29 protein-coding genes, 1 tRNA gene and 1 pseudogene are annotated in these 26,614 nt (G+C 72.4%); 11 read left to right on the forward strand and 20 right to left on the reverse strand.

Annotation, left to right across the window (positions count from 1 at the left end; all coding sequences use genetic code 11):
* Positions 1-115 precede the first annotated feature (115 nt).
* Entirely contained in the window at positions 116-268 is a 153-nt protein-coding gene (locus tag HRF36_RS06350; RefSeq protein WP_173208104.1) for a hypothetical protein, read from the reverse strand.
* Between the two features lie 342 nt (positions 269-610).
* Between HRF36_RS06350 and HRF36_RS06355 the strand changes: the two genes are divergently transcribed.
* From HRF36_RS06355 to HRF36_RS16240, 4 genes are all read left to right on the forward strand, one after another.
* Positions 611-2,101 carry an alpha/beta hydrolase gene (locus HRF36_RS06355; protein ID WP_173208107.1) on the forward strand — a complete coding sequence of 497 codons (1,491 nt, stop codon included), beginning with the start codon at positions 611-613 and terminating at the stop codon, positions 2,099-2,101.
* A complete protein-coding gene (locus tag HRF36_RS06360) occupies positions 2,098-3,711 on the forward strand; it encodes a GMC family oxidoreductase (RefSeq protein ID WP_173208109.1) in 1,614 nt (537 codons plus the stop codon). The genes HRF36_RS06355 and HRF36_RS06360 overlap by 4 nt, the downstream gene beginning before the upstream one ends.
* A gap of 157 nt (positions 3,712-3,868) precedes the next feature.
* Positions 3,869-5,170 carry a hypothetical protein gene (locus HRF36_RS06365; protein WP_173208112.1) on the forward strand — a complete coding sequence of 434 codons (1,302 nt, stop codon included), beginning with the start codon at positions 3,869-3,871 and terminating at the stop codon, positions 5,168-5,170.
* Positions 5,167-5,634: a DUF2809 domain-containing protein gene (locus HRF36_RS16240; RefSeq protein WP_173208115.1), complete on the forward strand. Its 468-nt coding sequence runs from the start codon at positions 5,167-5,169 to the stop codon at positions 5,632-5,634. The genes HRF36_RS06365 and HRF36_RS16240 overlap by 4 nt, the downstream gene beginning before the upstream one ends.
* A gap of 102 nt (positions 5,635-5,736) precedes the next feature.
* Here HRF36_RS16240 and HRF36_RS06375 read toward each other — a convergent pair whose 3' ends face one another.
* The 3 genes from HRF36_RS06375 to HRF36_RS06385 all read right to left on the reverse strand — a co-directional run bounded on the left by HRF36_RS06375 (position 5,737) and on the right by HRF36_RS06385 (position 9,921).
* Positions 5,737-7,890, reverse strand: coding sequence for an iron ABC transporter permease (locus HRF36_RS06375; protein ID WP_173208118.1), 2,154 nt, complete (start codon positions 7,888-7,890; stop codon positions 5,737-5,739).
* A gap of 10 nt (positions 7,891-7,900) precedes the next feature.
* A complete protein-coding gene (locus tag HRF36_RS06380; protein ID WP_254281187.1) occupies positions 7,901-8,875 on the reverse strand; it encodes an iron-siderophore ABC transporter substrate-binding protein in 975 nt (324 codons plus the stop codon).
* Between the two features lie 89 nt (positions 8,876-8,964).
* Complete coding sequence (locus tag HRF36_RS06385; RefSeq protein ID WP_371740052.1) at positions 8,965-9,921, reverse strand: ABC transporter ATP-binding protein; 957 nt, start codon at positions 9,919-9,921, stop codon at positions 8,965-8,967.
* A gap of 190 nt (positions 9,922-10,111) precedes the next feature.
* Between HRF36_RS06385 and HRF36_RS16130 the strand changes: the two genes are divergently transcribed.
* From HRF36_RS16130 to HRF36_RS06415, 6 genes and pseudogenes are all read left to right on the forward strand, one after another.
* On the forward strand, positions 10,112-10,618 hold the full coding sequence (locus HRF36_RS16130; protein WP_371740132.1) for a serine hydrolase: 507 nt from the start codon (positions 10,112-10,114) through the stop codon (positions 10,616-10,618).
* Positions 10,612-10,986, forward strand: a pseudogene (locus tag HRF36_RS16135) (serine hydrolase); the annotation flags it as partial. The gene HRF36_RS16130 and the pseudogene HRF36_RS16135, both read left to right, overlap by 7 nt.
* Before the next feature lie 278 nt (positions 10,987-11,264).
* On the forward strand, positions 11,265-12,401 hold the full coding sequence (locus tag HRF36_RS06400; RefSeq protein ID WP_173208126.1) for an ABC transporter substrate-binding protein: 1,137 nt from the start codon (positions 11,265-11,267) through the stop codon (positions 12,399-12,401).
* Between the two features lie 2 nt (positions 12,402-12,403).
* Positions 12,404-13,375, forward strand: a complete 972-nt coding sequence (locus tag HRF36_RS06405; RefSeq protein ID WP_371740053.1) for an ABC transporter permease — start codon at positions 12,404-12,406, stop codon at positions 13,373-13,375.
* On the forward strand, positions 13,372-14,241 hold the full coding sequence (locus HRF36_RS06410; RefSeq protein WP_173208129.1) for an ABC transporter permease subunit: 870 nt from the start codon (positions 13,372-13,374) through the stop codon (positions 14,239-14,241). The genes HRF36_RS06405 and HRF36_RS06410 overlap by 4 nt, the downstream gene beginning before the upstream one ends.
* Entirely contained in the window at positions 14,238-15,320 is a 1,083-nt protein-coding gene (locus HRF36_RS06415; protein ID WP_173208132.1) for an ABC transporter ATP-binding protein, read from the forward strand. Before HRF36_RS06410 ends, HRF36_RS06415 begins: the two co-directional genes overlap by 4 nt.
* A gap of 99 nt (positions 15,321-15,419) precedes the next feature.
* Here HRF36_RS06415 and HRF36_RS06420 read toward each other — a convergent pair whose 3' ends face one another.
* Positions 15,420-15,704, reverse strand: a complete 285-nt coding sequence (locus HRF36_RS06420) for a hypothetical protein (RefSeq protein WP_217271078.1) — start codon at positions 15,702-15,704, stop codon at positions 15,420-15,422.
* A 189-nt stretch (positions 15,705-15,893) separates the two neighbouring features.
* On the opposite strand from HRF36_RS06420, the gene glsA reads away from it, so the two are divergent.
* On the forward strand, positions 15,894-16,832 hold the full coding sequence (gene glsA, locus HRF36_RS06425; protein WP_173208138.1) for a glutaminase A: 939 nt from the start codon (positions 15,894-15,896) through the stop codon (positions 16,830-16,832).
* 232 nt (positions 16,833-17,064) lie between these two features.
* Here glsA and HRF36_RS06430 read toward each other — a convergent pair whose 3' ends face one another.
* The 15 genes from HRF36_RS06430 to HRF36_RS06500 form a co-directional block, all read right to left on the reverse strand.
* Positions 17,065-17,520, reverse strand: coding sequence for an SRPBCC family protein (locus tag HRF36_RS06430; RefSeq protein ID WP_056044418.1), 456 nt, complete (start codon positions 17,518-17,520; stop codon positions 17,065-17,067).
* A gap of 291 nt (positions 17,521-17,811) precedes the next feature.
* Complete coding sequence (locus HRF36_RS06435) at positions 17,812-18,012, reverse strand: Hsp20 family protein (protein ID WP_173209902.1); 201 nt, start codon at positions 18,010-18,012, stop codon at positions 17,812-17,814.
* A 54-nt stretch (positions 18,013-18,066) separates the two neighbouring features.
* On the reverse strand, positions 18,067-18,642 hold the full coding sequence (locus HRF36_RS06440; protein ID WP_173208141.1) for a hypothetical protein: 576 nt from the start codon (positions 18,640-18,642) through the stop codon (positions 18,067-18,069).
* A gap of 19 nt (positions 18,643-18,661) precedes the next feature.
* A complete protein-coding gene (locus HRF36_RS06445; RefSeq protein WP_173208143.1) occupies positions 18,662-18,997 on the reverse strand; it encodes a hypothetical protein in 336 nt (111 codons plus the stop codon).
* Positions 18,994-19,293: a hypothetical protein gene (locus HRF36_RS06450; RefSeq protein ID WP_173208145.1), complete on the reverse strand. Its 300-nt coding sequence runs from the start codon at positions 19,291-19,293 to the stop codon at positions 18,994-18,996. Before HRF36_RS06450 ends, HRF36_RS06445 begins: the two co-directional genes overlap by 4 nt.
* Before the next feature lie 32 nt (positions 19,294-19,325).
* A complete protein-coding gene (locus HRF36_RS06455) occupies positions 19,326-19,976 on the reverse strand; it encodes a hypothetical protein (RefSeq protein WP_173208147.1) in 651 nt (216 codons plus the stop codon).
* A 46-nt stretch (positions 19,977-20,022) separates the two neighbouring features.
* Complete coding sequence (locus tag HRF36_RS06460) at positions 20,023-20,325, reverse strand: hypothetical protein (protein ID WP_173208150.1); 303 nt, start codon at positions 20,323-20,325, stop codon at positions 20,023-20,025.
* Positions 20,326-20,332: 7 nt separating this feature from the next.
* Positions 20,333-22,483, reverse strand: coding sequence for a TNT domain-containing protein (locus HRF36_RS06465; protein ID WP_173208152.1), 2,151 nt, complete (start codon positions 22,481-22,483; stop codon positions 20,333-20,335).
* Entirely contained in the window at positions 22,480-22,872 is a 393-nt protein-coding gene (locus HRF36_RS06470; protein WP_173208154.1) for a DUF6507 family protein, read from the reverse strand. Before HRF36_RS06470 ends, HRF36_RS06465 begins: the two co-directional genes overlap by 4 nt.
* Entirely contained in the window at positions 22,869-23,261 is a 393-nt protein-coding gene (locus HRF36_RS06475; RefSeq protein ID WP_173208156.1) for a hypothetical protein, read from the reverse strand. The genes HRF36_RS06470 and HRF36_RS06475 overlap by 4 nt, the downstream gene beginning before the upstream one ends.
* Positions 23,251-24,417 carry a DUF6177 family protein gene (locus tag HRF36_RS06480; protein ID WP_173208159.1) on the reverse strand — a complete coding sequence of 389 codons (1,167 nt, stop codon included), beginning with the start codon at positions 24,415-24,417 and terminating at the stop codon, positions 23,251-23,253. The genes HRF36_RS06475 and HRF36_RS06480 overlap by 11 nt, the downstream gene beginning before the upstream one ends.
* Positions 24,418-24,550: 133 nt before the next feature.
* Positions 24,551-24,621 (reverse strand) — tRNA-Gly (locus tag HRF36_RS06485).
* Between the two features lie 136 nt (positions 24,622-24,757).
* Positions 24,758-25,252, reverse strand: coding sequence for a hypothetical protein (locus tag HRF36_RS06490; RefSeq protein WP_173208161.1), 495 nt, complete (start codon positions 25,250-25,252; stop codon positions 24,758-24,760).
* Positions 25,249-25,932, reverse strand: a complete 684-nt coding sequence (locus HRF36_RS06495) for an Asp23/Gls24 family envelope stress response protein (RefSeq protein WP_173208163.1) — start codon at positions 25,930-25,932, stop codon at positions 25,249-25,251. The genes HRF36_RS06490 and HRF36_RS06495 overlap by 4 nt, the downstream gene beginning before the upstream one ends.
* A complete protein-coding gene (locus HRF36_RS06500) occupies positions 25,929-26,483 on the reverse strand; it encodes an RNA polymerase sigma factor (protein WP_173208165.1) in 555 nt (184 codons plus the stop codon). The genes HRF36_RS06495 and HRF36_RS06500 overlap by 4 nt, the downstream gene beginning before the upstream one ends.
* Positions 26,484-26,614: the final 131 nt, after the last annotated feature.

Below are 26,614 nucleotides of genomic sequence, written 5' to 3' on the forward strand. Positions count from 1 at the left end.
CGGCCCCTGCCCCGACGAGGGAGGCAACGTCGAACCACAGATGTGGCGTCGAACCACGCATATCGGTGGTTCGACGCCACGTCGATGGTTCGACCCGAAGGGCGGGTGGCGCGGGCTAGCGGGTGCGGGCGGCCGGGCGGGCGCCGCGGCCACGGCGGTCGGCGCGCGGGGCACGGGAGGGCAGCACTGCCGCGACCAAGAAGAAGACGATGCCGAAGATGACGACGATCGACCCGATGACCATGAGGGCGATGATGACGGTTTCCATCCGACCATCCTCCCGGGCGGACGGGGCGCGCACAAGGCGCGACTCCTGAGCATCCGCCGCCGCGCCTCCTCGGCTCTCGGTCGGCGAGTGGGCAGGGACTGCCCTTCCGACGGGGGCGGACGGCACCTTCTGCCCGCTCGGCGCCTCCGACAGAACCAGGAGGCGCGGGTCGGCGGGGTACGCCTCCCAGCGTCCCGACCCGCGACCGCGGGCAGACAGTCGTACCACCGGCTCGTCTCGCACGCCCTCATTCGGCCCGATGACGGTGGCGGGACGTAGCGTCGAGGATGCCGGGGCGACGGGGGACGTCGCCCGGCACCACGTCTTCTCCGAGGAGTCCGAGTGACCAGCGACACCGCCACCACCCGCCCCACCCTGTTCTGCCTGCACGCCCTCGGCATGAGCCGGCTCGAGTTCGGCCCCCTGACCGAGGCGCTCGGCGACGAGTTCGAGGTGGTCTCGCTCGACCTGCCCGGCTTCGGCGACGCCACGACCGCCGACGGGGTGACCGTCGACGACATGGTGCGCCAGGTCACTCGGCAGATCCGCCGCCACGGCGCCACGCGATGGCTGCTCGTCGGCCACAGCATGGGCGGCAAGATCGCCTCCATCGTCGGCGCCCGCACGCTCGCCGGTCAGGGCGGGCTCTTCGGCCTCGCGGGGGTCGTGTTGCTCGCGGCCTCCCCGCCGTCGCCCGAGCCGATGAGCGAGGCGAACCGTGAGCAGATGATCGCCGCGGCCGCCGACGGTCCCCTCGACGCCGAGACGGCGCGTTCCTTCGTGGACGACAACGTCGGGGCACCGCTCCCGTCGGTGCTCGACGACCAGGCCCTCGCCGACCTGCACCGCGCCTCCCCCGAGGCGTGGACCGCCTGGTTCGACCGCGGCAGCCGAGAGGACTGGTCGGCCGAGGTCGGCACGCTCGATCTTCCCGCCCTGATCGTCGCCGGGGGTGCCGACGGGCCACTCGGCGAGGACGCCCAACGCCGCCTGAACGGCGGCGTCTACCCGCGTGCCACCCACCTGACCCTCGAGGGTGCCGGCCATCTGCTGCCGCTCGAGCGCCCGACCGAGGTCGCCTCGGCCATCGCCGACTTCTGGCACGACGACGCCGGGCGGGCTCCCGTGATGTCCGACGACTTCGCCCGCGTGATGGCGTCGAGCCGCACCGCGTCGAACACGCGCGGCATCCTCGCGAAGCGAGCCGTCGCCGACGACCCGCGCTACGCCCCGACGGTGCTGACCGAGGCCCAGCTGACCACGCTGCGAGCCGTCGCCGCCCGCGTCGTACCGCAAGAAGACCCCGCGCACTCGATCGACCTCGCCGCCCGGGTCGACGCCCAGCTGGCCGCGGGCTACGGCGACGGTTGGCGCAACGCCGACCTGCCGAGCGACCCCGAGGCCTACGCGCTGGGTCTCGACGCCCTCGCCGACTTCACCGACCTGACGCCCGAGCAGCAAGACGAGCGTCTCGCCGCGATCGTCGCCGGCGACCCTGACGACACCCTCGAGACGGTCGGCGACAGCGGCGGCGGCGACTCGCACCACGGCGGCGACCAGGGCGACGCCGGGCTCACCGGCGGCACCCCGGGCAGCACCGACCAGCCCAGCGCCGACGAGGCCCACCCCTTCTCGGTCGAACAGCTCACCGCGTGGTTCGAGGACTGCCGAGTCGACCTGGTCAAGCTCTGGCTCGCCCACCCCGCGACGATGGAACGCATCGGCTTCGACGGCTTCGCGAACGGCCGTGCCGGTCGCGCCCTGCAAGGATTCAGCCGGCTCGGCGCCGGCCAACGAGAGGGCTGGGAACCAGCCATGGAGGTCACCCGATGAAGCTCGACGGACAACGCACCTACGACGAGTCCGAGGTCGTCGACGCGGTCGTGATCGGAACGGGCGCCGGTGGTGCGCCGATCCTGGCGAAGCTCGCCCTGCAGGGGCTCAAGGTCGTCGCCCTCGAGGCCGGTCGCAACTTCGAGCCCGAGGAGTACACACAGGACGAGATCGAAGCCGTCCAGATCAACTGGATGGACGAGCGCCTGAGCGGCGGCGAGACCCCGACCGCCTTCGGCCAGAACAACAGCGGCAAGGGCGTCGGTGGCTCGACCCTGCACTGGGGTGCGTTCACGCCGCGCCCCGACGAGCGAGACCTCAAGCTCAAGTCGCTGACCGGCAAGGGCGAGGACTGGCCCGTCGACCACGCCGAGTTGATCGGGTACGTCGAAGAGGTCGAGCACTTCGTCGGCGTCTCGGGCCCGGCCGACTACCCGTGGGATCCCTCCCGTTCGTACCTGATGCCGCCGCCCGCACGCAACGCGTCGAGCGACATGATGATCCGCGGCTGCGAGGCCCTGGGCATCCGGGCGACGGACGCCCCCGCCGCCCTGGTCAGCCGTGACTGGCGCCAGGAGCACGTCGGCACCCGCCCGGCCTGCGTCGGCTGCGGCAGCTGCCACCAGGGGTGCCGCAGCGGCGCGAAGGTCAGCATGGACACCAGCTACCTGCCGATGGCCGTCGCGAACGGCGCCGAGATCCGTCCCGAGTCGATGGTCACGGGCATCGAGCTCGACGAGGCCGGCGAGGTGTCGGCCGTGGTCTACGTCCGAGACGGCGTCGAGCACCGCCAGCGCACCGCCGCGCTCTTCCTCTGCGCGGGCGGGGTCGAGACGCCGCGCCTGCTGCTGCACACCGGCATCGCCAACAGCAGCGACCAGGTCGGACGCAACTTCATGGCCCACGGGGCCACCCAGGTCTGGGGCACCTTCGACACCGAGATGCGCGGCTACCGCGGCTACCCGTCGTCGATCATCACCGAAGACACGATGCGGCCCGAGGGCGTCGACTTCGTCGGCGGCTACCTGATCCAGAGCCTCGGGGCGATGCCGCTGACGCTGGCGACGACCCTGGCGCGAGGTGCCGGCCTCTGGGGCCCCGAGCTCGTGAAGGCCCTCGACGACTACCGGTTCATGGCCGGTGTCGGCATCAACGCCGAGTGCCTGCCGAGCGAGCAGAACCGGCTGACCCTGTCCGACGAGGTCGACGAGTTCGGCATGCCCAAGGTGGTCGTCACGTTCACGCCGGGCGACAACGAGAAGGCCATCGACGACCACGCCGTCGAGACGATGACCGCGATCGTCGAGGCGGCCGGCGGGCGCGACATCAGGGTGCTGGCCCGCACGGCGCACACGATCGGCACCTGCCGCATGGGCACCGACCCGTCGACGGCCGTGGTCGACCCCGACGGGCGCAGCTTCGACGTGCCGAACCTCTGGATCGCCGACAACTCGGTCTTCCCGAGCGCCGTCGTCGCCAACCCGGCGCTGACGATCATGGCCCTCGGCCTACGCACGGCCGACCGCTTCCTGGCGAGCGCCGGGCTGTCGGGTGCCGTCGCCGGCGAGCGCGTGGGGGCCGACGTCTCGCGCGTGGTCGACGCGGCCTGACGCAGCTTTCGCGACCCGCGCCTCCCGCGACCCGCGCCTCCTGAGCCCCCGGCCCCGGAGGCGCGGGTCGCGTCGGCCGGCCGGCATCGTCCTCCGGGCGCACGGTGTGGTCCCCGAGGGGGACGCGGGCCGAGGGGCTCGTCCCTAGGCTCGACGGATGGCCTTCCGAACCCTGCGCCGGGCGATCGCGGCACCGGTGGCTGCCGCACTCGTCGTGTGCGGCCTCACCTCGTGCTTCTTCGCCGAACCGCCGCCGGAGGGCTCCGAGGAGTCGTTGGCCGAGCTGACCGATCGGATCGAGGCGATCGACGGCGTCGCCTCGGTCGAGACCCGACTGCAGCAGCGCGACGCGAAGGACGACCCCTTCACCTGGGATGCATACGTCGACGTCGTCGCCGACGGTCCCGACCTCGGGGTGGCGGCCCGCATCGACCACGCGGTGGGCGAGGGCGTCACGGGCGCGGCCCTCGACATCGACCTCGACGTCCCCGGCGTCCCGGGCCTCGCCCCGGTCACCCTCGATCCGAGGTCGGAGGTCCAGGTGGGGCTGGCGGACGCCCTGCGCGGCGAGAGCACCCTCGCCTCCGTCGACACCACCCGCTACGCCTACTCGGCGGTCGTCGCACCCGGGAGCTCGTTCGCGACCGCCGCGGCCGCCGTCCAGCCGCACCTCGGCACGGCCGGCCCGACCTTCGCCCTCCGCCTCGACGAGGCCGCGAACACGATGTCCGTCCCTCCGTCGGTGGCACTGACCCCGACCTCGCCGTCACCGACGATGCTCGCGACGATCGACGCCGTCCTCGCGCTCGACGGCGTCACCGACCTGGCCTTCGTGCCCGGAGAGGCCGCCGGGAGCACTCGCCCGTCGTTGGGCGTCTCGGCCTATGATCCCGACACCGTGGTCGCCGGCCTGGTCGGGGCGACCGACGACCAGGCCGACGCCGGGGTCGCCCGCCGCACCGAGTTCTCGGTGCGGCGACCCCGGGCGACCACGTCGATCACCGGCTGGATCGGTCTGCCTCCCGGCGCGCCCGAACCCGATGACGGCCCCGAGCCCCAGCCGGGCGACGTCGGCGAGGACCCGTTCGTCAACGAGGGCCCCGTCGCCGAGCTGCCCGAGCAGGAGGCCGCCGTGCGGGCGTACGTCGAGGCGTCCGTGGCATCGACCGGGGTGCCGGCCGAGGTCGAGACCCGACGCGAACTCTGCGAGACCGAGTACGGCACCCGGGTGGTCGGCTCGGTGGTCGTGCCCGTGTTCACCGTCTACGACGACGCGCAGGGCCCGTTCGACGCGGTCGTCGACGGCTGGTCGGCCGACGGGTTCCACCAGGCCGGCCGGGCCATGGGTCGTGACTACTGGTCCGCGCCTCCCGACCGGGCCGACGGCATCGAGTCGGCGAGCATCCGGGGCACGGCCGACGGCTTGTCGTTCGGCGTCCAGACCGGGTGCCTCTCGTGAGTCCGCGCGTCGAGTGGTCGCGAAGCGTCCTTCCGGCTGCGTCGAAGGACGGTTCGGGACCACTCGACCCTGGGCGCGGGCGGTACGGGCGTGGACGACGAGCCCGGAGCGTCACGGCGATCGCGGCGGCCACGACCGTCGCCCTCGGCGTCGTCGCGACGCTGGTCGTTCCGGGGCTGGCCGGCGACCTCCTCGGCTCGGCGCTCTACACCGTGCTGCTCGCCCTGCTGCTCGCGCTGGTCGCGCCGCGTCTGCCCGGGCTCGCCCTCGCGGCGACGGCGACCGCGGTCTCGGTCGGCGTCGAACTGCTGCAGCTGACCGGGTTGCCCGCAGCCGCGACGGCGGCGTTCCCGCCCGCGGCGTGGGTGCTCGGCTCGACGTTCGCGGCGACCGACCTGCTCGGGTACCTGGCCGGGGGCGTCGCGGGGCTGGTGCTGCTTGGGGTCCTGCGCCGCGCCTCCTGACCTCGCCACCCCGGGAGGCGCGGGTCGAGTGGGCAGGAACGGCCCTTCGTCGAGGCGGGAAGGGCACCTTCCGCCCACTCGACCGGCACGGGCGTGGGGGTGTCAGCTCGTGGCGCCCCGCCCGCGCCAGAGCAGCCAGACGAAGTACGGCGTGCCGATGACGGCGGTCAGCAGGCCGGCGCCGAGCTGCGCCGGAGCGATCACCGTGCGGCCGAGCACGTCGGCGGCGCACACCAGCACCGCGCCGAGCAGCACGGCGACGGGCAGCACCCGGGCGTGGCGCCTTCCGACCAATGACCGGGCCGCGTGCGGGGCGACGAGCCCGACGAACCCGACCACGCCGACGGCGGACACGGCCGTCGCCGTGAGCAGCACCGCCAGCGACAGGAACACCAGCCGCGACCGCGAGAGCGAGACCCCGAGGAGGCGCGGGGTGTCGTCGTCCACCCCGAGCAGGTCGAGGCGACGACGCAGCAGCACGACCACGACGAGGGCGGCGACGAGCACCAGCGACACCGGCACGACGTCGTCCAGCGTGCGGCCGTAGGTCGAACCGGACAGCCAGGTGAGCGCCTTGGCGCCGTTGAACGGGTCGGTCAGGACGATCAGCAGGCTGATCGCGGCCGCCGTCGCCGTCGAGACGCCGATGCCGATCAGCACGAGCCGGTTCTGCGGGAAGCCCCCTCGGGAGGCCAGGCCGAACACGATCACGGCCGCCAGGACGGCTCCCGCGAACGCCGCCCCGGCGACGCCCCAGCCGGTCGCGAGCGGCACGGTCGTGACGAGCAGCACGGCGCCGAGGCCGGCACCGCCCGTCACGCCGAGGATGCCCGGCTCGGCGAGGGGATTGCGCGTGACGGCCTGCACGAGCGTGCCGGCTAGGGCCAACGCGGCGCCAGCGGCGAGCGCCCCCACGACCCGGGGGACGCGCGTGTCGAGGACGTAGGTGACGACGCGGCCCGAGCGGCCGGCGGCCCAGTTCGCCACGTCGCCGAGCAGCAGCTTGGCGTCGCCGAGCAGCACCGAGCCGAGCACGACGGCGACGAGCGCGGCCGCGACGACCAGCAGCACCACCGTGAAACGCCGACGCGAGACCACGGGGTGCCGGTCGGTGGGGGTGACGCCGCCGTGGTCGCGGGCGCGGAACGCCAGCACGACCAGGAAGACGGCTCCGAGCAGCGAGGTCACCACGCCGGTCGGCACCTGCACCGAGGTCTCGGCACCGACCAGGGCACGCAGCAGCACGTCGGCGCCGAGCACGAGGGCCGCCCCGGCGAGGCCCGCGAGCGGGAGCAGGACGAGGAACCGGCGGACCGAGGGCACGGCCCGACGCAGCAGCCGGACGAGGGCGGGGGCACAGAGGCCGACGAAGCCGATCGGGCCCGCGAGGGTGACCGCGGAGGCCGAGAGCAGCACGGCCGCGAACACGGTCACCACGCGGGTGGTGCGGACGTCGACGCCGACGCTGCGGGCGGCGTCGTCACCGAGGGCGAGGGCGTCGATGCGGACGTTCACGACGACGAGCACGAGCAGTCCGACCACGATCACCGGGGCGAGCTGGACGACACCGTCGAAGCCGTTCTGCGAGATGCTGCCCTGTCCCCAGGCGTAGAGGCCCGCGGTCTGCTGCGGGAAGAGCAGCAACAGGGCGCTCGTGACCGAGGCGAGGCCGAGGGCGAGGGCGCTGCCGGCGAGCACGAGCCGCACGGTGCCGGCTCCCAGGCCGGACAGCGCGAGCACGAGCCCTGCGGCGAGCAGCCCGCCGACGAACGCGACGCCGGAGGACGCCAGCAGGGGCAGGCTGAGTCCGGTGACGGCGGCGATCGTGAGGGCGACGTAGGCGCCGGCGTTCACGGCGAGGGTGTCGGGCGAGGCGAGCACGTTGCGGCTCATCTGCTGCAGGGCGGCCCCGGCCGCTCCGAGGGCGACGCCGACGAGCAGGCCGGCGAGCATCCGCGGGAGGCGCGAGGCCACCACCACGGACGCGTCACCTGCCGTCGCGGTGCCGGTCAGCGCCTGCCAGACCTGGCGGGCGCCGACGTCGGCGGTGCCCTGCGTGACGTCGACGAGGGCGAGCACCACGACGACGGCGACCAGCGCGACCGTCACGCCCACCGACCCGAGCGTGAGCCGGCGGGGGGCGGCGAGCCGCGCCTCCCGGGCTCGTGCCGCACGGAGTGCGCGCTCGTCGGGCCCGGCAGGGGGCTCGCCGAGCCGGGGCGGCGCGGGGTCGGTGGGGGTGACGGTGGTGCTCACGGTGCGGGCGCTACTTCGTCAGGGTCGACACCAGCGAGTCGACGTAGGCGGTCATCGCGGCGGGACCGCCGAACATCCAGATGCCGTCGTCGAGACGGTGCACGTCACCGGACTGCACGAACGGCAGCGACGTCCACACGGCGTTCGAGGCGAGCGACACCGCGAACGGGTCGTCGGCACCGGCGGCCGTGTTGTCGATGTAGAGGAACTGCACGCCGGCCGGCAGCTGCGTCAGGCCCTCGACGTCGGTCGTGGCGAGGCCGTACGCCTCGTCGCCCTCGACGGTCCAGGCGTTGGTGAGCCCGAGCTCTTCGGTGACGTCGGAGACCAGCGAGCCCTCGGCGTAGGGGCGGATGCTGACCTGCCCGGCGTCGACGTACGCGTCGGCGAAGGCGAAGGGCTGACCCGCGAGCCCGGCGTCGGCGAGGGCCTTCGTGCCTGACGCGACGGCGTCGGTGAACTCCTTCTTCACCTCGGTCGCCTTGTCCTCGGTGCCGGTGGCCTTGGCGATGAGGTCGAGGTTGTCCATGCTGTGCTCGATCTGGCGCGAGGCGTCGGCCGAGGTGATCTGCAGCACGGGAGCGATCTCTTTGAGCTGCGTCACGGCGTCGGCGCTCAGGCCGTCGGTCGCGACGATCAGGTCGGGGGCGAGCGACGCGACGGTGTCGAGGCTCGGCTCGCCCCGGGTGCCGATGTCGGTCGGCTCGTTGGTCAGCGGCACGGCCGAGTCCCACTCGCTGTAGCCCTTCACGTCGGCGACGCCCACGGGTTCGACGCCGAGGGCGACGAGGTCCTCGACGACGTTCCATTCGGTGCCGACGACCTTCGTCGCCGGGCCGTCGAGGGTGATCTCGGCCCCCGTGCCGTCGGTCAGGGTGATCTGCTCGCCACTGCCCGAGGTCGGGCCGGCGTCGGCCGACTCGGTGGTGCCGCAGCCGGCGAGGGTCAGGGCCGCCGCGGCGGCGACGGCGGTGACCGTCAGCAGTCGGCGGGCCGGGCGGCGGGCGGGGCCGCCGGCGGTCGGGGTGTGGCGGGGCGTCGTCAACAGGCGCTGGGTCACAGGTGGTGCCTCTCTCATCGGACGGGCGTCTCGGCCCGGGCGTGGTGTCGGCCGATCGCGCGGGTGCGCAGGTGGCCGGTCGTGGGGTCGGTGTCGACGTCGATGCGGATGCCCCAGACGTCGGTCAGGAGGCGCGGTGTCAGCACGTCCCCGGGGTCGCCCTCGGCGACGATGCGGCCCTCGCTCAGCACGACGATGCGGTCGGCGAGCGCGGCGGCCTGGTCGAGGTCGTGCAGGACGACGCCGACAGCGATGCGGCCCGAGTCGGCCAGGTCGCGCACCAGGTCGAGCAGCTCGACCTGGTAGCGCAGGTCGAGGTAGGTCGTGGGCTCGTCGAGCAGCAGCACCCCCGTGTCCTGCGCGAGGCAACTGGCGAGCCAGACGCGCTGCAGCTGGCCGCCCGAGAGCTGGTCCACGCCACGGTCGGCGAGGTCGGCCACGCCGGTCAGCTCGAGCGCGCGGTCGACGGCGGCGGGGCCGTCGGGGTCGGAGCGCCCCCAGCGGCCCCGGTGCGGGTAGCGGCCGAAGTCGACCACGTCGCGCACGCTGAGGCCCCCGGGTGTCGGGCGCCCCTGCGTCAGCAGCGCCACACGGCGGGCGAACTGCCGCAGCGACAACTCGAACCCGTCGACGTCCTCGCCCGGGCTCGCGCTCGGCCGGTCGAGTGGTCCCGAATCGTCCTTCCCGTGTGCACGAACGACGTTCTCGGACCACTCGACTCTCGCAGGAGGCGCGGCGAGGGTCAGCGTGCCCGTCCGCGGCTTCTGCAGGCGGGCGAGGGTGCGCAGCAGGGTCGACTTGCCGCTGCCGTTCGGGCCGACGAGCGCGGTGACGCAGCCGGGACGCAGGTCGATGCCGGCCGCGTGGACGACGTCCACGCCGTCGTAGGCGACCGAGACGTCCTCGGCCCGGAGGGCGGCCGAGGCGGGTGCGGCGGGTGCGGTGGCCTCGGCGGGCAGGTCGGTGGTCACGCGCTTAGGTTAGCCTAACCTCACCCAGGGGCCGCAACCCCGGCCTCTCGACGTCGAGCGGACCCGCGCCTCCCGGGGCATCGGCGAGACTGGAGGGGTGATCTCACGGACGACGAAGACGACGACCCTCCTGACCGCCGCCGCCCTCGGCCTCGGCCTCGGCCTGACCGGCTGCGCGTCACCCGGTTCGGTGACCCCGACGGTCACCCCGAGCACGAGCGACACCCCGGTCCCCCTGCCCAGCCCGATCGCCCCGCCCGACCTCTCGACCACCGAGGTCGAGGCCGCCCTGACCGACCTCGAGGCGCGCTACGACGCGCGGATCGGCCTGAGCGTGCTCGACACCGGCTCGGGCGCCACCCTCGCCCACCGGGCCGACGAGCGGTTCGGCTACGCGTCGAGCCTCAAGGTCCTCGCCGCGGCGGCCCTGCTCGACGCGACCGACGACGCCGACCTCGACCGCGTCGTCACCTGGACCCAGGCCGAGGTCGACGCCGCGGGGTACTCCCCGCTGACCAGCGAGCACGTCGCCGACGGGCTGCCGCTGCGACAGCTGGCCGAGGCGGCCGTGCGGCAGAGCGACAACACCGCCCTGAACCTCGTGCTGACCGAGCTCGGCGGCCCCGGGGGCTCGACGCCGCCCTCGCCGCGCAGGGCGACGACGTCACCGACGTCGTCCACTCCGAGCCCGAGCTGAACACGCTCACCCCGGGCAGCACGGCCGACACGACCACGCCGGCGGCCTTCACGGCGACCCTCGCCCGCGTCACGGACGGCGACTGGCTCGCCGCCGACGACCGCGCCACCCTGCTCGAGTGGATGTCGGGCAACGCCACCGGCGACACCCTGATCCGCGCCGGAGCCCCCGACGGCTGGCAGGTAGCCGACAAGTCCGGAGGCGCGGGCGGCATCCGCAACGACGTCGCGATCGTGGTCCCCCCGTCGGGCGACCCCGTGGTCATCTCGGTGCTCACCACGCGCAACGACCCGGCCGCGACCTACGACGACGCCCTCGTCGCCGGGGCCGCCGAGGTAGCCCTCACCGCCGTCGCCGGCGCCCGCTGACCCGGCCTGCACCTCTCCCGACCAACACGCCGCCGAGTGGACACCACGCCGAGTCGTACCGCGGTGTCGTGTCCACTCGGCGGTGCCCAGCCACGCGCCGCACCCGCACCTCACACCTCACGCCGCACACCCCACGCCCCGCCACCCCCTGTTCGCCCCTCGTTCACGCGGCCTCCCCCGGGACGTCGCCGCGCCTCCTTAGCGTGCCCAGCGGGCCGTCCGGTCCCCCGTCGCCGCTCCCGGCGAACCCCGGCCCCGCACCCGAAGGACCCCACCGCATGATCGACAAGCGCCTGCTCGTCTCGGCCGCCACCCTCGGTATCGCCGCCCTCGCCCTGACCGGCTGCTCGGCGAACGCCGACGCCGACGGCGCAGGAGGCGCGGCGAACGGCACCGACGCCGCCACCGCCACCAGCGCCGAGGACTTCGGCGGCATGGACGCCCTGGTCGAAGCCGCACAGGCCGAGGGCGAGCTCAACGTGATCGCCCTGCCCGACACCTGGGCGAACTACGGGAAGATCATCGACGGGTTCGAGGAGAAGTACGACATCACCGTCAACTCGGACAGCCCTGACGTCTCGAGTGCCGAGGAGATCACGGCCGCCCAGAACCTGAAGGGTCAGGACACCGCTCCCGACGTCTTCGACCTCGGCTCGGCCGTGACGCTCGCGAACCTCGACCAGTTCGCGCCCTACAAGGTGTCGACCTGGGGCGACATCGCCGACGACCACAAGGACGCCGACGGCAGGTGGGTCTACGACTACACCGGCCTGATGTCGGTCGGCTACGACGCCGACGCCGTGCCCGCCCCCGAGAGCCTGGACGACCTGCTCGGTGGCGACTACAAGGGCAAGGTCGCGATCAACGGCGACCCGACCCAGGCCGGTGCCGCGGCCGCGGCCGTGGAGTGGGCCGCGCTGCAGTCCGGCGGCGGCGCCGACGACGTGAGCGCGGGCGTCGACTGGTTCTCGAAGCTGGCCGACGCGGGCAACTTCCTGCCCACCGACCCGACCCCGGCGACGATCGCCTCGGGCGAGACGCCCGTCGTCTTCGACTGGAGCTACAACAACCTGGCCGCGGCGGCCGATGCCGGCGGACGCGACTGGAAGACCGCCGTGTTGCCCGGCACCGCCCTCGGCAGCTACTACAACCAGGCGATCAACGTGGACGCACCGCACCCGGCCGCGGCCCGCCTGTGGCAGGAGTACGTCATGAGCGACGACGCGCAGAACCTCTACCTCGCGGCCGGCGCCTACCCCGTGCGCCTCGCGGCGATGACCGAGGCCGGCACGGTCGACCAGGACGCCCTCGAGAAGGTCGGCGAGCAGCCCGCCGACACCGTGCAGTTCACGGCCGAGCAGACCGAGGCCGCCTCGAAGGTCCTGGCCGATTCCTGGGCCACGGCGATCGGCTGATCGTGACGACGTCGACCCGCGCGGCGGACACGACCGCCGACGTGCGGTCGGTACACGAGGGGGGCCGGGGCGACCTGTCGACCCGCGCCTCCTCGTCCTCCGACGGCGTCGGCCCCTCACGGGGTCGGCGCCGTCCGGCGGCGTGGTGGGGACTGACCCCGTTCGCCGTCTGGGTGCTCGTCTTCTTGATCGTGCCGTGCCTGCTCGCCCTCGGCACGGGCTTTGTCGACGGCGACGGCACCCCCACCCTGGACAATCTCGCCGCGCTGGGCGATCCGCTGATCGTCCGGGCCTTCGCGAGTTCGGCCGCGGTCTCGGCCGTGACCGCCGTGGCCGGTGCCGTCGTCGGCGCCGTCGTCTGCTGGGGGCTCACCTCGGTGCGCCCGGACGGCGCCGTCCGCACCGCGATCGACGCCGCGTCGAGCGTGCTCGCCCAGTTCGGCGGTGTGATGCTCGCCTTCGCGTTCATCGCGACCATCGGCATCCAGGGCGTCGTCACCCGGCTGCTGATCGACGTCGCCGGCGTCGACCTCTACGCCGACGGGGTCTGGTTCTACCAGGTGCCCGGGCTGCTGCTGCCCTACCTGTACTTCCAGGTGCCGCTGATGGTGATCACGTTCATGCCGGCTGTCAGCGGCCTCCGCCCGCAGTGGAGCGAGGCCGTCGCCACGCTCGGCGGCACCCGGTGGCAGCACCTCGTCCGCGTGGTCGTCCCGGTGCTCGCCCCCGCGTTCGTCGGCAGCCTGCTGCTGCTCTTCGCCAACGCCTTCTCGTCGTACGCCACCGCCGCCGCCCTGATCAGCCAGGGTGCGCAGATCGTGCCGCTGCAGATCCGCGCGGCACTGATCAGCGAGACCGTGCTCGGCCGCGAGAACGTCGCGGGCGCTCTCGCGCTCGGCATGGTCGTCGTCATGGCCGTGCTCATGACGGGCTACTCGGTGCTGCAGCGTCGCACCGAGCGGTGGCAGCGATGAGCGCCCGGTCGGGGGACGTGACGCGGTCGACGAGCGCTCCGCGGTCGACGAGCCCAGGAGGCGCGGGCACCGTCGCGCGCCGCACCGCCCTGATCGTCGTCGGGGCCCTCTTCGCCGTGCCGATCGCGGCGATGGTCGCGTTCTCGCTGCGCAGCGCCGATGGCACCGGGCACGACCTGGGCCACTGGCTGGCGATCGTCGACCCCGAGAACGAGCGGATGTACCGCAACCTCGTCGAGGGGGTGACGAACTCGCTCTTGCTCGCCGTCGTCTCGGCGCTGCTCGTGCTCGTGCTGCTGGTGCCGGCGATGGTGCTCGTGCACCTGCGCTACCCGCGTCTGGTGCGCCCGCTCGAGTTCGTCTGCCTCGTGCCGATCACGGTGCCCGCGATCGTGCTCGTGGTCGGCCTGGCGCCGGTCTACTCGGTCGTCTCGCGGGTGGCCGGCTCGGGCGCTTGGACCCTCGCGCTCGCCTACGGCGTCACGGTGCTGCCCTACGCCTACCGTGCGGTGCAGTCGGACCTCGCGGCCACCGACCTCCGCACCCTGACCGAGGCCGCGCGCACCCTCGGCTCCAGCTGGCCTCGCACGATGGCCCTCGTCGTCGTGCCCAGCCTGCGCCGGGGCCTGCTCGCGGCGGCGTTCATCACCGTCGCCGTGGTGCTCGGCGAGTTCACCATCGCCTCGCTGCTGAACCGCGTGAACCTGCAGACCGCCCTGGTGCAGGTGTCACGGTCCGACCCCTACGCCGCCGTCATCCTCGCCCTGGTCTCGCTGGGCTTCGCGTTCGTGCTGCTGCTCGTCATCGGCCGTGTCGGAGCCCTCGGCGCCACCCGCCCGATCCCCTCCCGGAAGGCCCTCTCGTGACCGCCACGCTCCCCCGCCCCTCCGTCGCGAGTCCGACCGCGAGCGTCGGGGCCGCCGTGGCGTTCCACGACGTGACGAAGCAGTTCGCCGGACACCGCGCCCTGACCGGACTCGACCTCGAGCTGCAGCCGGGCGAGCTCGTCGCCGTGCTCGGCCCGTCGGGCTGCGGCAAGACGACCGCGCTGCGAAGCCTCGCCGGGCTCGAGGACGTCACGGGCGGCCGCGTCACGATCGACGGCCGCGACGTGGTGGGCGTGCCGACGCACCGCCGCGACGTCGGCATGGTGTTCCAGGCGTACTCGCTCTTCCCGCACCTGACCGTGCGGCAGAACGTCGAGTTCGGGCTGCGCATGCGTCGCGTCGACAAGGGGTCCCGGGCGGACCGTGCGGTCGAGATGCTCGACCTGGTCGGGCTCGGAGACCTCGGCGACCGTTACGCCCACCAGCTCTCGGGCGGCCAGCAGCAGCGTGTCGCCCTGGCCAGGGCGTTGGTCACCCGCCCCCGGGTGCTGCTGCTCGACGAACCGCTCAGTGCGCTCGACGCCCGGGTGCGGGTGCAGTTGCGGGACGAGATCCGACGCATCCAACGCGAGCTGTCGATCACGACCCTGTTCGTCACCCACGACCAGGAGGAGGCCCTGGCCGTCGCCGACCGTGTCGCCGTCATGCGGGCCGGGGCGATCGAGCAGGTGGGGACGCCCGAAGAGCTCTACTCGGCCCCGGCGACCGCGTTCGTCGCCGAGTTCGTCGGCACGAGCAACCGGGTGTCGGGCGAGGTCGTCGGCACGCTGGTGCGGCTCGCGGGCTGCCCCGAGGTGCCGGTCGTGGGGACACCGCCCGAGGGACCGGTGTGGGCCTACGTCCGGCCGGAGGACGTGTCGTTCGTCGAGCAGGGCGGGCTCGCGGGGGTCGTCGAGTCGGTGTCGTTCCTGGGGGCCGTGTGCCGCACCCGCGTGCGCGTCGACGCCGAGACGCTGCTGGTGGTCGACCACCGGGCCGACGAGCGACGCGAGCCGGGGTCGCCCGTGCGCGTCTCATTCACACCCGCTCGCGTGGCCGTGACGACCCGCGCCTCCTGATCCGCATCGCGTTTCGCGCCCGAGTGGTCGCGAAACGTCCTTCACGCGCCCCCGAACCACGATTCGGGACCACTCGACCGCCGAGGGTGCTAGAGGGGGCTAGCGGGTGTTCCAGGAGGCGCGGACGACGGTGTCGAGGGCGCTCGAGAGGTCGGTGCACCACCAGCGGCGCTCGGGGGCGACGGCGAGGACGAGTTCGTAGCCGGCTTCCGTCCGGGCGACCGTGCCGACGACGACGAGGGCGCCGCGCTCGGAGCGTCGGACGTCCACGACGCGCCAGCGGCCCCGGCCGACGGCGTCGAGCCGCAGGTCGAGTGCGCTCGCCACGGGCCCCCGCCCGGGCCAGGTCGTCCCCGACCGGCCCCTGCCGCCCTCGTTGACCATCGTCGCCCCTCTCGCGGCCCGCCCCTGTGCGGCTCCACGAGGTGCAGGCTAGCCACGCGACCTGACAGCGGTAGGGGTTGACGACCGAGACATCGCGTGATCCCCGAGGCCCGGCGCCTACCCGGCCCCCGTCGCGGGGGACGGGTCGCGGGTCCGGACGCACGGGCCTCCGCCTGTCAGGGTGGAGGCATGCCGTCCCCCACCTCGTCGTCCGAGGCCGCGTCCCTCGAGGACTTGCGCGCCTCCGTCCTGTCGACCCGAGGAGGCGCGGTGGACGACAGCATCCCCCAGCTCGCCGAGGCCGACCCCGAGTTGTTCGGGGTCGCCGTGGTGCGGCCCACAGGCGAGGTGGTCGCCGCCGGCGACTCCGGTCACTCGTTCTCGATCCAGTCGGCGGTCAAGCCGTTCCTCTTCGCGCTGGCCCTTGCCGACACCGGCGGAGCTGCGCTCGACCAGGTCGGCATCGAGCCGACCGGCGAAGCGTTCGACGCGATCAAGCTCGAGGGTGGCACCGGACGGCCGCCGAACCCGATGGTCAACGCCGGAGCCCTGCTCACGGCCAACCTCGTCGACGGCGACACCTGCGACGAGCGCACGACGCGCATCCTGTCGGGCCTCGGAGCCTTCGCCGGGCGCGAGCTCGACTACGACCGCGAGGTCAGCGAGTCCGAGCAGTTGCACGGAGACCGCAACCACGCTCTGGCACACCTGATGCGATCGGAAGGCACGCTCGAGCGGACGGCCGACGAGGCGGTCGCGCTCTACGCCCGGGCCTGCTCGGTGCTGGTCGACACGGAGGCCCTCGCCGTGATGGGCGCGACGCTCGCGTTCGGTGGGCGCAACCCGGTGACCGGCGAGCAGGTCGTCAACGCCCGGGTCGCCCGCGACGTGGTGTCGGTCATGTCGACCTGCGGCGTCTACGACGGATCGGGCCGGTGGATGCGCGGCGTCGGCGTCCCGGCCAAGTCGAGCGTCTCGGGCGCCATCGTCCTGTCGGCACCGAACCGGCTCGGGGCGGCGGTGTTCAGCCCGCCGATCGACGAGCAGGGGACGAGCGTCCGCGGCGCCGAGCTGAGCCGCCGGCTGAGTGACGAGCACGGCCTGCACTCGTTCGGCTTCGGCGGCTGAGCGGCGCGGCCGGCGCGCCCGCCGACCCGCGCCTCCTGCACTGCAGCCCCGCGCCTCCTGCGTTACCGCCCTGCCCTCTACCGAACCGAACCCGACCGCGCGCCCGCCCCCGAACGGGCAAATCGCGACACCTGCCGCCCGACACGCCGCCAGTTCGTGGCGTCGTGGTCGGAGAACCGGCGAGTTGTCGCGATTTGCACACCCCGCAGGGCGGGACGAGTCGGGTCCGGGCTCAGGCCTGGACGTCTCCGCGCCAGGCGCCGTCGACGTTGCCCTCGCGCTCGATGAACTCCTTGAAGTTCTTGAGGTCCTTCTTGATGGCGTGGTTGTCGGCGCCGAGCGTGTTGCCGACCTTCTCGAGGAAGCCCTCGGGGGTCCAGTCGATCTGCACCGTGAGGCGCGTCACGTCGTCGCTCAGCTTGTGGAACGTGATGACGCCGGCGTGGTCGACCTCGCCGCCCGTGCTGTTCCAGGCGACGCGCTCGTCGGGGTGCTGCTCGGTGATCTCGGCTTCGAAGGTCTTCTCGACCGGTCCGACCTTGACCTTCCACACCGTGAGGGTGGGGGTGGTCTGGGTGATCGACTCGACCTCGTCGAGGAACTTCGGGAACGACTCGAACTGGGTCCACTGGTTGTAGGCGACGCTGACGGGGACGTTGACGTCGATGGTCTCGATGGCCTGTGCCATGGTGCACTCCTTGCTGACGGTGTTCAGAAATGTCGGGCGACGCCGAGTCGGCGTCGTGCCCTGAGATGAACGGTAGGAGGCGCGGGTCGGCTTCGCCCACGTGCGGAGGCAACGGTCAGGTGCCGGGTGACACCGCCGACCGGGGCGCCGCACAGTACTCGCGTGCCCGCGTCCGAGTACTCGCGCGACCGGGGGCGGAGCGGCCGAGCGGTGTCGTCGCCGGAACGGGACCACCCCGCCACGACGGTTCGTGACGGGGTGGTGGGGCCGACGGCGTGACCGCCCGAAGGGTCAGCTGGCCGTGTCGCGGGCCGGTGATGCGTCGATCGCGTCGACTGGTTCGTGCGCCTGGCCAGAGACCACCTCGATCTTGCGCGGCTTCGCCCTCCCGCTGACCGGGATGACCAGCGACAGCACGCCGTTGTCGTAGTGGGCGGTGATGCGACTCGAATCGATGCCCTCGCCCACGCTGAACTCGTTGACGACACGAATGTACCTCTGACCAGCGTTTCGTACCTCAAATGCAGCTTGAACGCTGCCGAGAGATCACTGAGGATCGATCACGGCGTCCAGCCGGGCGATCTCGGCGAGGTTGTGCAGCTTGTCGAGGAACACCGCAGTGGCGGCATCCCGATCGGGGTGGAGTCGCACGGTCCTCTTCAGGACGACGCCACGCTCGTCCCGCAGGAAGGTCGTCCACCTCCCGTCCTGGTGGGCGATGACCTGAGCGTCCGGGATCTGTGACACTGCATCCCCGATGACACCGCCGAGGTCTCCGAGCCCCCGCCTGGCCACCTCTGCCCGGAGCCCGTCCAAACCCTCGCCGTCGCCCGATTCTTGGCTCGTCGGGTCGCGTTCGACGCGCTCGAGGTCGCGCTCCCGGTGCAGGTCGCGGAGGAGCTTCTTCAGCCGGAGCAGGACGAGGAAGTCCTCCAGGGCCTCGGACTCGCTCGGGTAGGTCCGCACGCTCCCTTCGACGACCGCCGCGCGCTCGTCGGTGGAAAAGGTCACCCAGGCATCGTCTCGTCGGGTGACGACGAGGCAGTCCGTCCTGTTCGCGTGGTCACCGTCGATGACGTGCGCCAGGTCGTCGAGTCCCTCCGCCGCCATGACGACGCGCACCGATTCGATCGTCGCCATGTCAGGCCTTCCCCGGTCGGTCGTCTCGTGACGCCTGCCACGTCTCGTGGGCGAGCCTGTTCTTCTCCCTGATGCGCGACATGAGTGCGTCCTCCTCGGCCCTCAGCCTCAGGAGACGCAGGAAGTCGTCCAGAGCGTCGGAGAGTTCCTCGTATGTGCGAACGCTGGTCTCCTCGACACCGGCACGTTCATTGGTCGAGAAGGAGGTCCAGACGCCGTCCCGTCGGGTCAGGACCAGGGCGTCCGCCGAGCTGGCGTGATCATCACCGATCACGTAGGCGAACCTGTCGAGCCCCTCGGCCTCGATCGTGGCGACCGTTTCTTGGAGCGTCGTCATCCCCTGGGGCCCCTCGGCGGTCGTCGATCCTCAGCCTCGAGGAGGGCCCTCAACTCCTTCAACCGGGCGACGTTCTGCATTTGGGACATGAACTCCGTCACGGCAGAGCGTTCATCCGGATGCTCGACGAAGGTCAGCTCTTCGACGACACCTCGTTCGTCGCGCAGGAAGGTCACCCACACCCCGTCGATCTGCCCGATCACGTGCGCGCCGGGGACGGGCAGGGACGTGTTCCCGATGAGGAAACGGAGGTGCCCGAGCCCGGCCGCTTCTACTTCTGCTCTCAGTCCGCCCACGTCGGTCCTACTCATCAGCCCTCGAGCACCGGCTAGACGTCCTTCTCAGCCGCGGCCTCGGAACGAAGCCGATTGACGAGCGCGATGCCGTCGAGCAGAACGAGGAACCCCTCGACTGCCGACCGCTCGTCCGGATACGTCCGGACGCTCTTGACCCTGGTCAGCCCTCTTTCATCCCTGACGAAGGTGCTCCAGCCATCTTCGCCCTGGGCGATGACGAGTGCGTATGGACGCTGTGTCTCCCCGTCACCGATCAGAAAGTTCAGGTGCCCGAGCCCGAGTTGGTTGACGCGGTTCGGCAACGAGGCGAGAGTGTTCGAGTCGTCATCAGTCATGGATCTCCTCGAGGAGGCGGTTGATCCTCTCGTGTAGTCACCATCGATGACGTGGTCCAAGCGAAGGAGACTCTGAGCCTCGAGGAGGGCCCGCAGCTCCTCCAACCGGGCGACGTTCTGCAACTGGGACATGAACTCCGTCACGGCAGAGCGCTCATCCGGATGCTCGACGAGTGTCAGCTCCTCGACGAGACCTCGTTCGTCGCGCAAGAACGTCACCCACACCCCGTCGATCTGCCCGATCACCTGCGCGCCGGGGGCGGGCAGCGACGTGTTCCCGATGAGGAAACGTAGATGCCCGAACCCGGCCGCTTCCACCTCTGCTCTCAGTCCGTCCTCGTTCATCACGCTCCGCGACGCGATCGTGACCGAAGCCCATCGCCCGGCCGCCCTTTCACGCGTTCGAGGACCGACCGAGGCGTTCCGCGTCTCGTTCTCGCTGCAACGTGGCGATGAGGCCTTTCAACCGCATGAGCTCGAGGAAGTCGTCCAAAGCTTCGGACTCGCTGGAGTAGGTTCGGACGCTCTCCGACATGACTGCGGCACGTTCGTCCCGGGAGAAGGACACCCACCCTCCCTCTTGACGGCACAGGACGAGGCAGTCGGTCTCGTTCGCGCCGTCAGAGCCGATGACGTACTTGAGACGATCGAGCCCCTCCGCCGTCAATGCCGCGCGTGTCTCGTCGATGGTGGTCATCTCGCTCCTAGTTCGCGACTCTCTTGAGGAGACCGAGATCGACCATGACATCGGCTCCGAACGGCAGCTGGTACTGGGTACCACCACCGACTTCGCCGAAAGCTTCGTCGATCTCGCCCGCGAAGACGCGGATGTCGTTCCAGTCCAGTTTGTAAAGCTTCATCGTGGCATCGATCTGCAGCTTCAGCTTCGTGTCGGTCGACGCGTCGTACGCCCCACGGATGTCCCTGAGGTCGCCGACGACCTCGTACGTGCGCAAGTCGTTTTCAACCCAGGGCAGCGCCCGAGTTCCGTGGGCGGCGTGCGTACCGTCCGCGTTGAGCGGAGAGGTGAACCGCCCCGTCTCCGGGCCCTCTCGATCAAGTCGCGTGCCGAGGGGGATGTCGGGGTCGGGCGTCTTGATGGGGTGTCCGTCATCGTTCAACGTGAATCCGTCGTGGGGCGCCTCGTCTCTCCAGTTGACCTTACCGTCCGGCCCGAGGACGCTGGCGTCGCTCGGCACCTGCTGATCGGCTGGCCACGTTCCCTTCTCGCGGAACACCGCGCCGGCGTTGGGGTCGACGGCGTCCAGGTAGTCGGCGAGCTGATTACGAGTCATGGCGCTTCTGTCGATGACATCGGTGAAGGGTCGACCGGTCGTGTCGGTGATCGGACCCGTCGGAGCGTCCTTGACCGGGGCTGGCTCCACAGGGCCGTCGTCGCCGCCCGAGCCACCCGTTCCGGCATCGTCGTCGGCGTGACCGGGCTGGTCGGCCGCGGGGGCGTCGTCGGCGTGACCCGCGCCTCCTGCGTCGTCACGGACGGGCGGGGCGGAGGCGTCGTCACCACGGACCGGCCCGGGCGTCGTGTCGGGGCCGTCGACGCGCGTGGGCGGCGGTGCGAGGCCGTCGGCGCGGACGCCGACGATGTCGTCGAGGCGGGTGAGTTGCTCGTCGAAGCGCGAAGGCGCGGCGTCCGAGCCTCGGTCCACCTGGGCCTTGCCCTCCATCACGCGACGAGCACCCTCCGACATGAAGTCGAGGGCATGACCCGCATGCGTGAGGCCGATCCGCGACAACGAGCCCGCGGGAGCTCGGTCGGCAGCCCGGTGCGCGGCGCTGCCGAGCCGCGCGAGGCCTGACGCCGCCTTCGTCCCCCCGACGGCCGCGCCTCCGACCGGGACGAAGAACGACGCCACGCCGAGGGTGGCGAAGGTGCCGGCCGCGACCGGGTCCTCGTCGTACATCTCGGGCGTGCCCACGATCCCCTGCGTGACGCCCTCGATCGTGGTGCGGTACCAGTCGACGGCCGGCTGGGCGGCCGCCGGCACCGTGCCGGGGGGCGAGTAGGCCAGCGCGATCGTCGCCGGACCCGTGATCGCGATGGCCCCCAGCCCCTGCAGCAGGCCGCTCCAGGCCTTCAGGCCGAACTCTTTGGTGACGCCCGTTCCGCCTTGGACGTCCCAGCCGACCAGGGCCGCGGCCCCGTAGCCCGCCTCGGCGATGAACATGCCGAGCCCCGTGCCGGCCGACTCGGCGCACGTCTTGTGCGGGTCGCCCGGGGCGCCGTAGGGCAGGTCCTTCATCGAGTCGAGCTGCTCGGCCGTGAAGGCGACCTGCTCGGGGAAGCACATCGGGTCGGTGCGCAAGGCGTTGATGCCGTTCTCGCACTCGGCGCGGGCGGCGTCGATCTTGGCGACCTCGGCGTTGACCTCGCCGAGCAGCTCGTCGTTGCGGTTGCGCGAGGGGATGTGGTCGTACCACTCGACGGTGACCTCGTCGGGGCCGCTCGAGATGTACGAGTTGTAGCTCTCGGTGCTGTAGGTGACGCCGCCGGACACCTCGGCGTTGAAGGCCTCGGCCTCGGTGACGAGCTCCTTGAGCCGGGCGACGGGCGCGGCGACGGCGCTGGCCAGGTCGTCGAGCAGCGTCGCGACCTTGCCGAACGTGTCGCCGAGGGTCTGCGTGCTCGTGCCGACCGGGTCCATGGCGACGAACAACTGCTCGGCCTCGGGCGCCGCGTAGACACCCGACAACCCGGACCACGACGTGACGACACCCGCACCCTGCTCGGCGATCGCCGTGGCCGTGCTGCGGAAGGTGGCGGCGGAGGTCGAGATGGCCGCCGGGTCGATGGTGACTCCGGGGATCGCCCCGGGGACGATCAGCGAGGGGCTCATCGCGGCACCCCCGGGGCCGACACGGGCGGGATGCCGGCGACGCCCTGCTCGCTCGCCAGGGCGGGCGCCTGGGACGCCGCCGTCACGGCGGCCGACTGGGCGTTGGCCGCCATCTCCTCGTCGCCGGCGACGTAGGCGATCGTGGCCTCGGCGGCACCGGCGCCGCACGACTCGATGCGGTTCACGACCGACGTGAGGGTCGTGGTCTGGGACTCGATCAACCCCAGTACGGCGTTGGAGACGCCGATCAGCAGGTCGCCGACGCCGCCGCTCAGCTCCTCGTGACCGGTCGCGAGACCCTCGGCCGCCGTGCCGAGATCGCCGGCCGAGACCTGGACGTCGGCCAGGACCGCCTGCACCCCGCTGGGCGAGATCGACCACGAACTCATGCGCCTGCTCCCTCGTTCGTCGTCGCGGGCGCCGCGGTCGCAGGCCTCGACCCGCCCGGCACCGCCTCGACGATGACCCGCCCCCCGGTGTTGCGGACGAGCGCCTGCACGACCGCGTCGGACACCGGGTCGGTCCCCGGCGCGTAGGCCTCGGTCAGCCAGCTGCCCGCCTCGACGTCCACCCCGAGCAGGACGGAGGCGTCGGCCGGGTCCTCGACGTAGGTGCTGCGCACGATGGCCAGCACGAGCCCGTCGTCGGTCGCGATCTGCAGCCCGCCGCCCTTCCAGAGCTTGCCCAGGCCGAGGTACGGGTCGACCTCGGCGGCCGCGCGGGCACCGTCGACGGCGGTCACGGGCTCGGGTGTCACCACGGTGTACTCACGAGGCACGGTGCACCCCCGGCGGCGTCATCGCGGCGAGGATCTCATCGGCGCCGACGATCTCGACCGCGTCGGCGAAGCGGTGCCAGCGGGCTGCGGCGACACCGTCGTCAGCACCAGCACCAGCACCAGCACCAGCACCAGCACCAGCACCAGCACCAGCACCAGCACCGACATCATCCGCCGGCCCCTCGTCGAACGACACGAGCACCGACGGCGTCCGGGACGACCCGAGCACCCGCCCGCCCACCCGACGGACGAGACCCTCGACGTCCAGCTGCATGCCCCGCACGCTCCGGGCCCCGACGACGGCCGCGAGCGGCTGCGGTGCCACCCGGTCGTGGGCGGACACCGTCCCGTCGGCCCGGCCGGACAGCGACCAGGCCGTGGCCAGCAGGACCTGCTGTCGACCGGCGACGTCGGCGAGGGCGTCCGCGACGACCCCCGGGGCGACGGCACCGGTCACGACGATCCGGGTCTCCTCGACGACCCCGTCGTCGCTGCGCGAGACACGCACCCACCCCCGGTACCTCGGTCCGGAGGCGTCACCGCCGGCCACGTGGAACCGCGTCTCGGACGGCATGCGGCTGCGCGCGGCGGCCGTGAAGAAGTCGCGGTCCCAGACCGTGGTGGCCGGCTCGGTCGTCCCCCACAGGGTGCGGGTGCCGGGCGCGAGCGCCTCCACGAGTCGTTCGAGCGTCCCGCCGAGTCGGGCCTCGGCCCGCGCGCGGTGGTGCGTGACGACGGCGAGCTGCGTCCACGGGACGGCGTCGGGGTCGACCGAGCGCCCCTCGTCGAGCCGCCCCTCCGACGGTGCCTCGTCCCGCGGCAGCGGGTAGCCGTCCTCGGTCACCCCGAGGCCGTGCGCCGGCGAGCGCACCGGCTCGAGCGTGACCGCCCGACGCAGCGAACCGTCGGAGGCGCGGGTCAACCAGACCCCGCCGAGCAGGTCGAGCAGGTGGAACAGCGAGTACGTGAGCCGCGACCCGGGGTCGGTGACGAGCGCGACGCGGGTGCCCGGCCCGGCACAGTCGACGAAGAGGGCCGAGAGGCCGCTGGACACCCCGACGACGGGCTTGCTCGACCGCGACTCGACCCAGCCGGGCCCGTGCGTGTCGAGCATCGGATGCAGCAACGAGACGGTCGTCGTGGCGTCGTCGGTCATGGCTTCCCCCCGGTAGCGGCGACGTCCATCGTACGGTGGCGTTCACACTCGGCGCGGTCGGCCTAACGCCCCACGTGGTCGTACCCCGGTGGCCGACACGCACCCGACGGCTCAGCCGAGGTCGAGAGAAGAGAGCGAGTGACGGGAATCGAACCCGCGCTATCAGCTTGGGAAGCTGAAGTTCTACCATTGAACTACACTCGCGCAGCGCCTCGAGGACGCGTAAGACCACTATAGCGGCCCACGTGTGGCACCACCGAATGGACCTCACACCGCCGAAAAGCGTGGTGCGACGTCCAGAAGGCGGTGCGACTCCGCGCACCATCGGCAGGAGGCGCGCTCAGGCCCCGGTCGCGACCGAGACGATGCGCAGGTCGACCGATGCCGGCGGAACGGGCTCCCCGCTCACCCGGTCGAGCAGCGCCTGGGCGACCGCCCGGGCCACGAGCGGGCCGGAGCCGGTCTCGTCGACCGCGATGTCGAGGGTGATGCGGGTCTCGAGGTCGGCCACGGCGATGCCGACGAGCGGCACGGGTCGGCCGGAGGCGGCGGCCTCGGCCGAGGCCGGGTCGGCGCGCTCGGCGTCGGGGACGTCGGACGCGCCCGACGCGGCAGCGACCGAGTCGTCGCTCTGCACGGTCGAGCCCACGACCCCTCCGCCCCCGACGACGGCGCTCAGCCCCTGCAGGGCCGAGCGGACGACGCTGCCGAACCCGGGCCGGGCCCGGACGTGGACGACGCCGTCGACCGCGGCCGCGATCTCGCCGAGCTCGGCGGCGAGCAGGGACAGGTCGGTCGGGCTGATGCGGGCCCGCAGGCCGTCCTCGTCGCTCATGCCGCGCCTCCTTCGCTCTGCAAGTGGACGTCGTCGACGACCACGTCCACGCTCTCGAGGGTCAATTCGGTCTGACGGGACAGGCTCGACGACACGGCCGACTTGACCGCCTCGGCGAGCGCCGGCAGCGGCTCGCCGAACAGGCCGCTGACGACGACCTCGACCCGGACGAGCGCCCCGGGCACGCTGACGTCGCCGTGGATCGTGCACGAGATGACCATGGCGCCGTCGACGCCGTCGCCCGCCTCGCGGATGAGCGCCCGCACGGCGCCCTCGGTGATGTGCAGGGTCGACCGGTCGTCGATCGAGGCGAGGGGGATCTGCCGTCCGGCCCGCGACTCGAGGCGTACGCGGTCCATCACGCCCGAGATCCAGCTGGGGTCCGGCGCGGGCGTCGCGTCGGCGTCGGACTCGAGCAGCCGGGCACCCATGGCCCGGAGGCGCTCGAGGGCGGCGAGCTGGGCCCGGGCCTCGGGCGACTCCTCGATCTCGGGGTCGTAGGGCTGGCGACCGGCGTCGAGGTAGTCGACGAGACGCTCGGGCGAGACGCCCTCGTCAGCGCCCTCGACGAACTCGTCGGGGGCCGGGTCGGCCTCGACGGACTCGCCCAGGTCGACGGGAACGTCGGGCGGGGTCGGGTCTTCGTGGGCGTGGTCGGTGCCGTGTGGACGGTCACTCATCGCCAGGCCTCCATCTCGCGGGTCAGGGTCTCTCGTGCCCGGGCGAGCTGCCCCCGGACCGCGGTCACGGTGGTGCCGGTCCGTTCGGCGATCTCGGTGTACGACTCACCGCCGACCTCGCGCAACGCCCAGACCTGCCGTTGAGCGGCAGGCAGTCGGGCCAGTGCCGCACGGAGTGCCTCCATGGCGTCGCTCGACGCCGCCCGGCGTTCGGGATCGGTCGTCGGCGTGGCCGCGGGCAGTTCGAGGTCGTCCACGTCGTCGGTGAGACGACGGGAGCGGATCAGGTCGAAGGCCTTCCGCGACACGATGCGCATCATCCAGCCCTTGACCGCGGCAGGAGTCTGCAGCGTGGGCAACTCGCGCCAGATCGTGATGGACGCCTCTTGCACCGCGTCGGTCGCGTCGGCGCGTGAGCCGGTCAGCCGGGTGGCGTAGGCCGTCATCAGCCCGAGGTGGCGTCGCAGCAGCACCTCGAAGGCCCGCTCGTCGCCCTCGGCGGCACGCGACGCGAGCACGGCGTCGGAGGCCTCGCTCAGGTCTGCCGACATGCCCACCCCCTCTGGTGCAGCGTCCGCCCGACCCCCGGACGAGGAGGCACGGGTCGAGACCCACGGAAAAAGTACCGACGGATTCCGTGACGTTCGAGCCCCGGGACGCGTCTCATCCCTGGATACACCGG

The organism is Frigoribacterium sp. VKM Ac-2836, assembly GCF_013248995.1.
Lineage (GTDB): Bacteria > Actinomycetota > Actinomycetes > Actinomycetales > Microbacteriaceae > Frigoribacterium.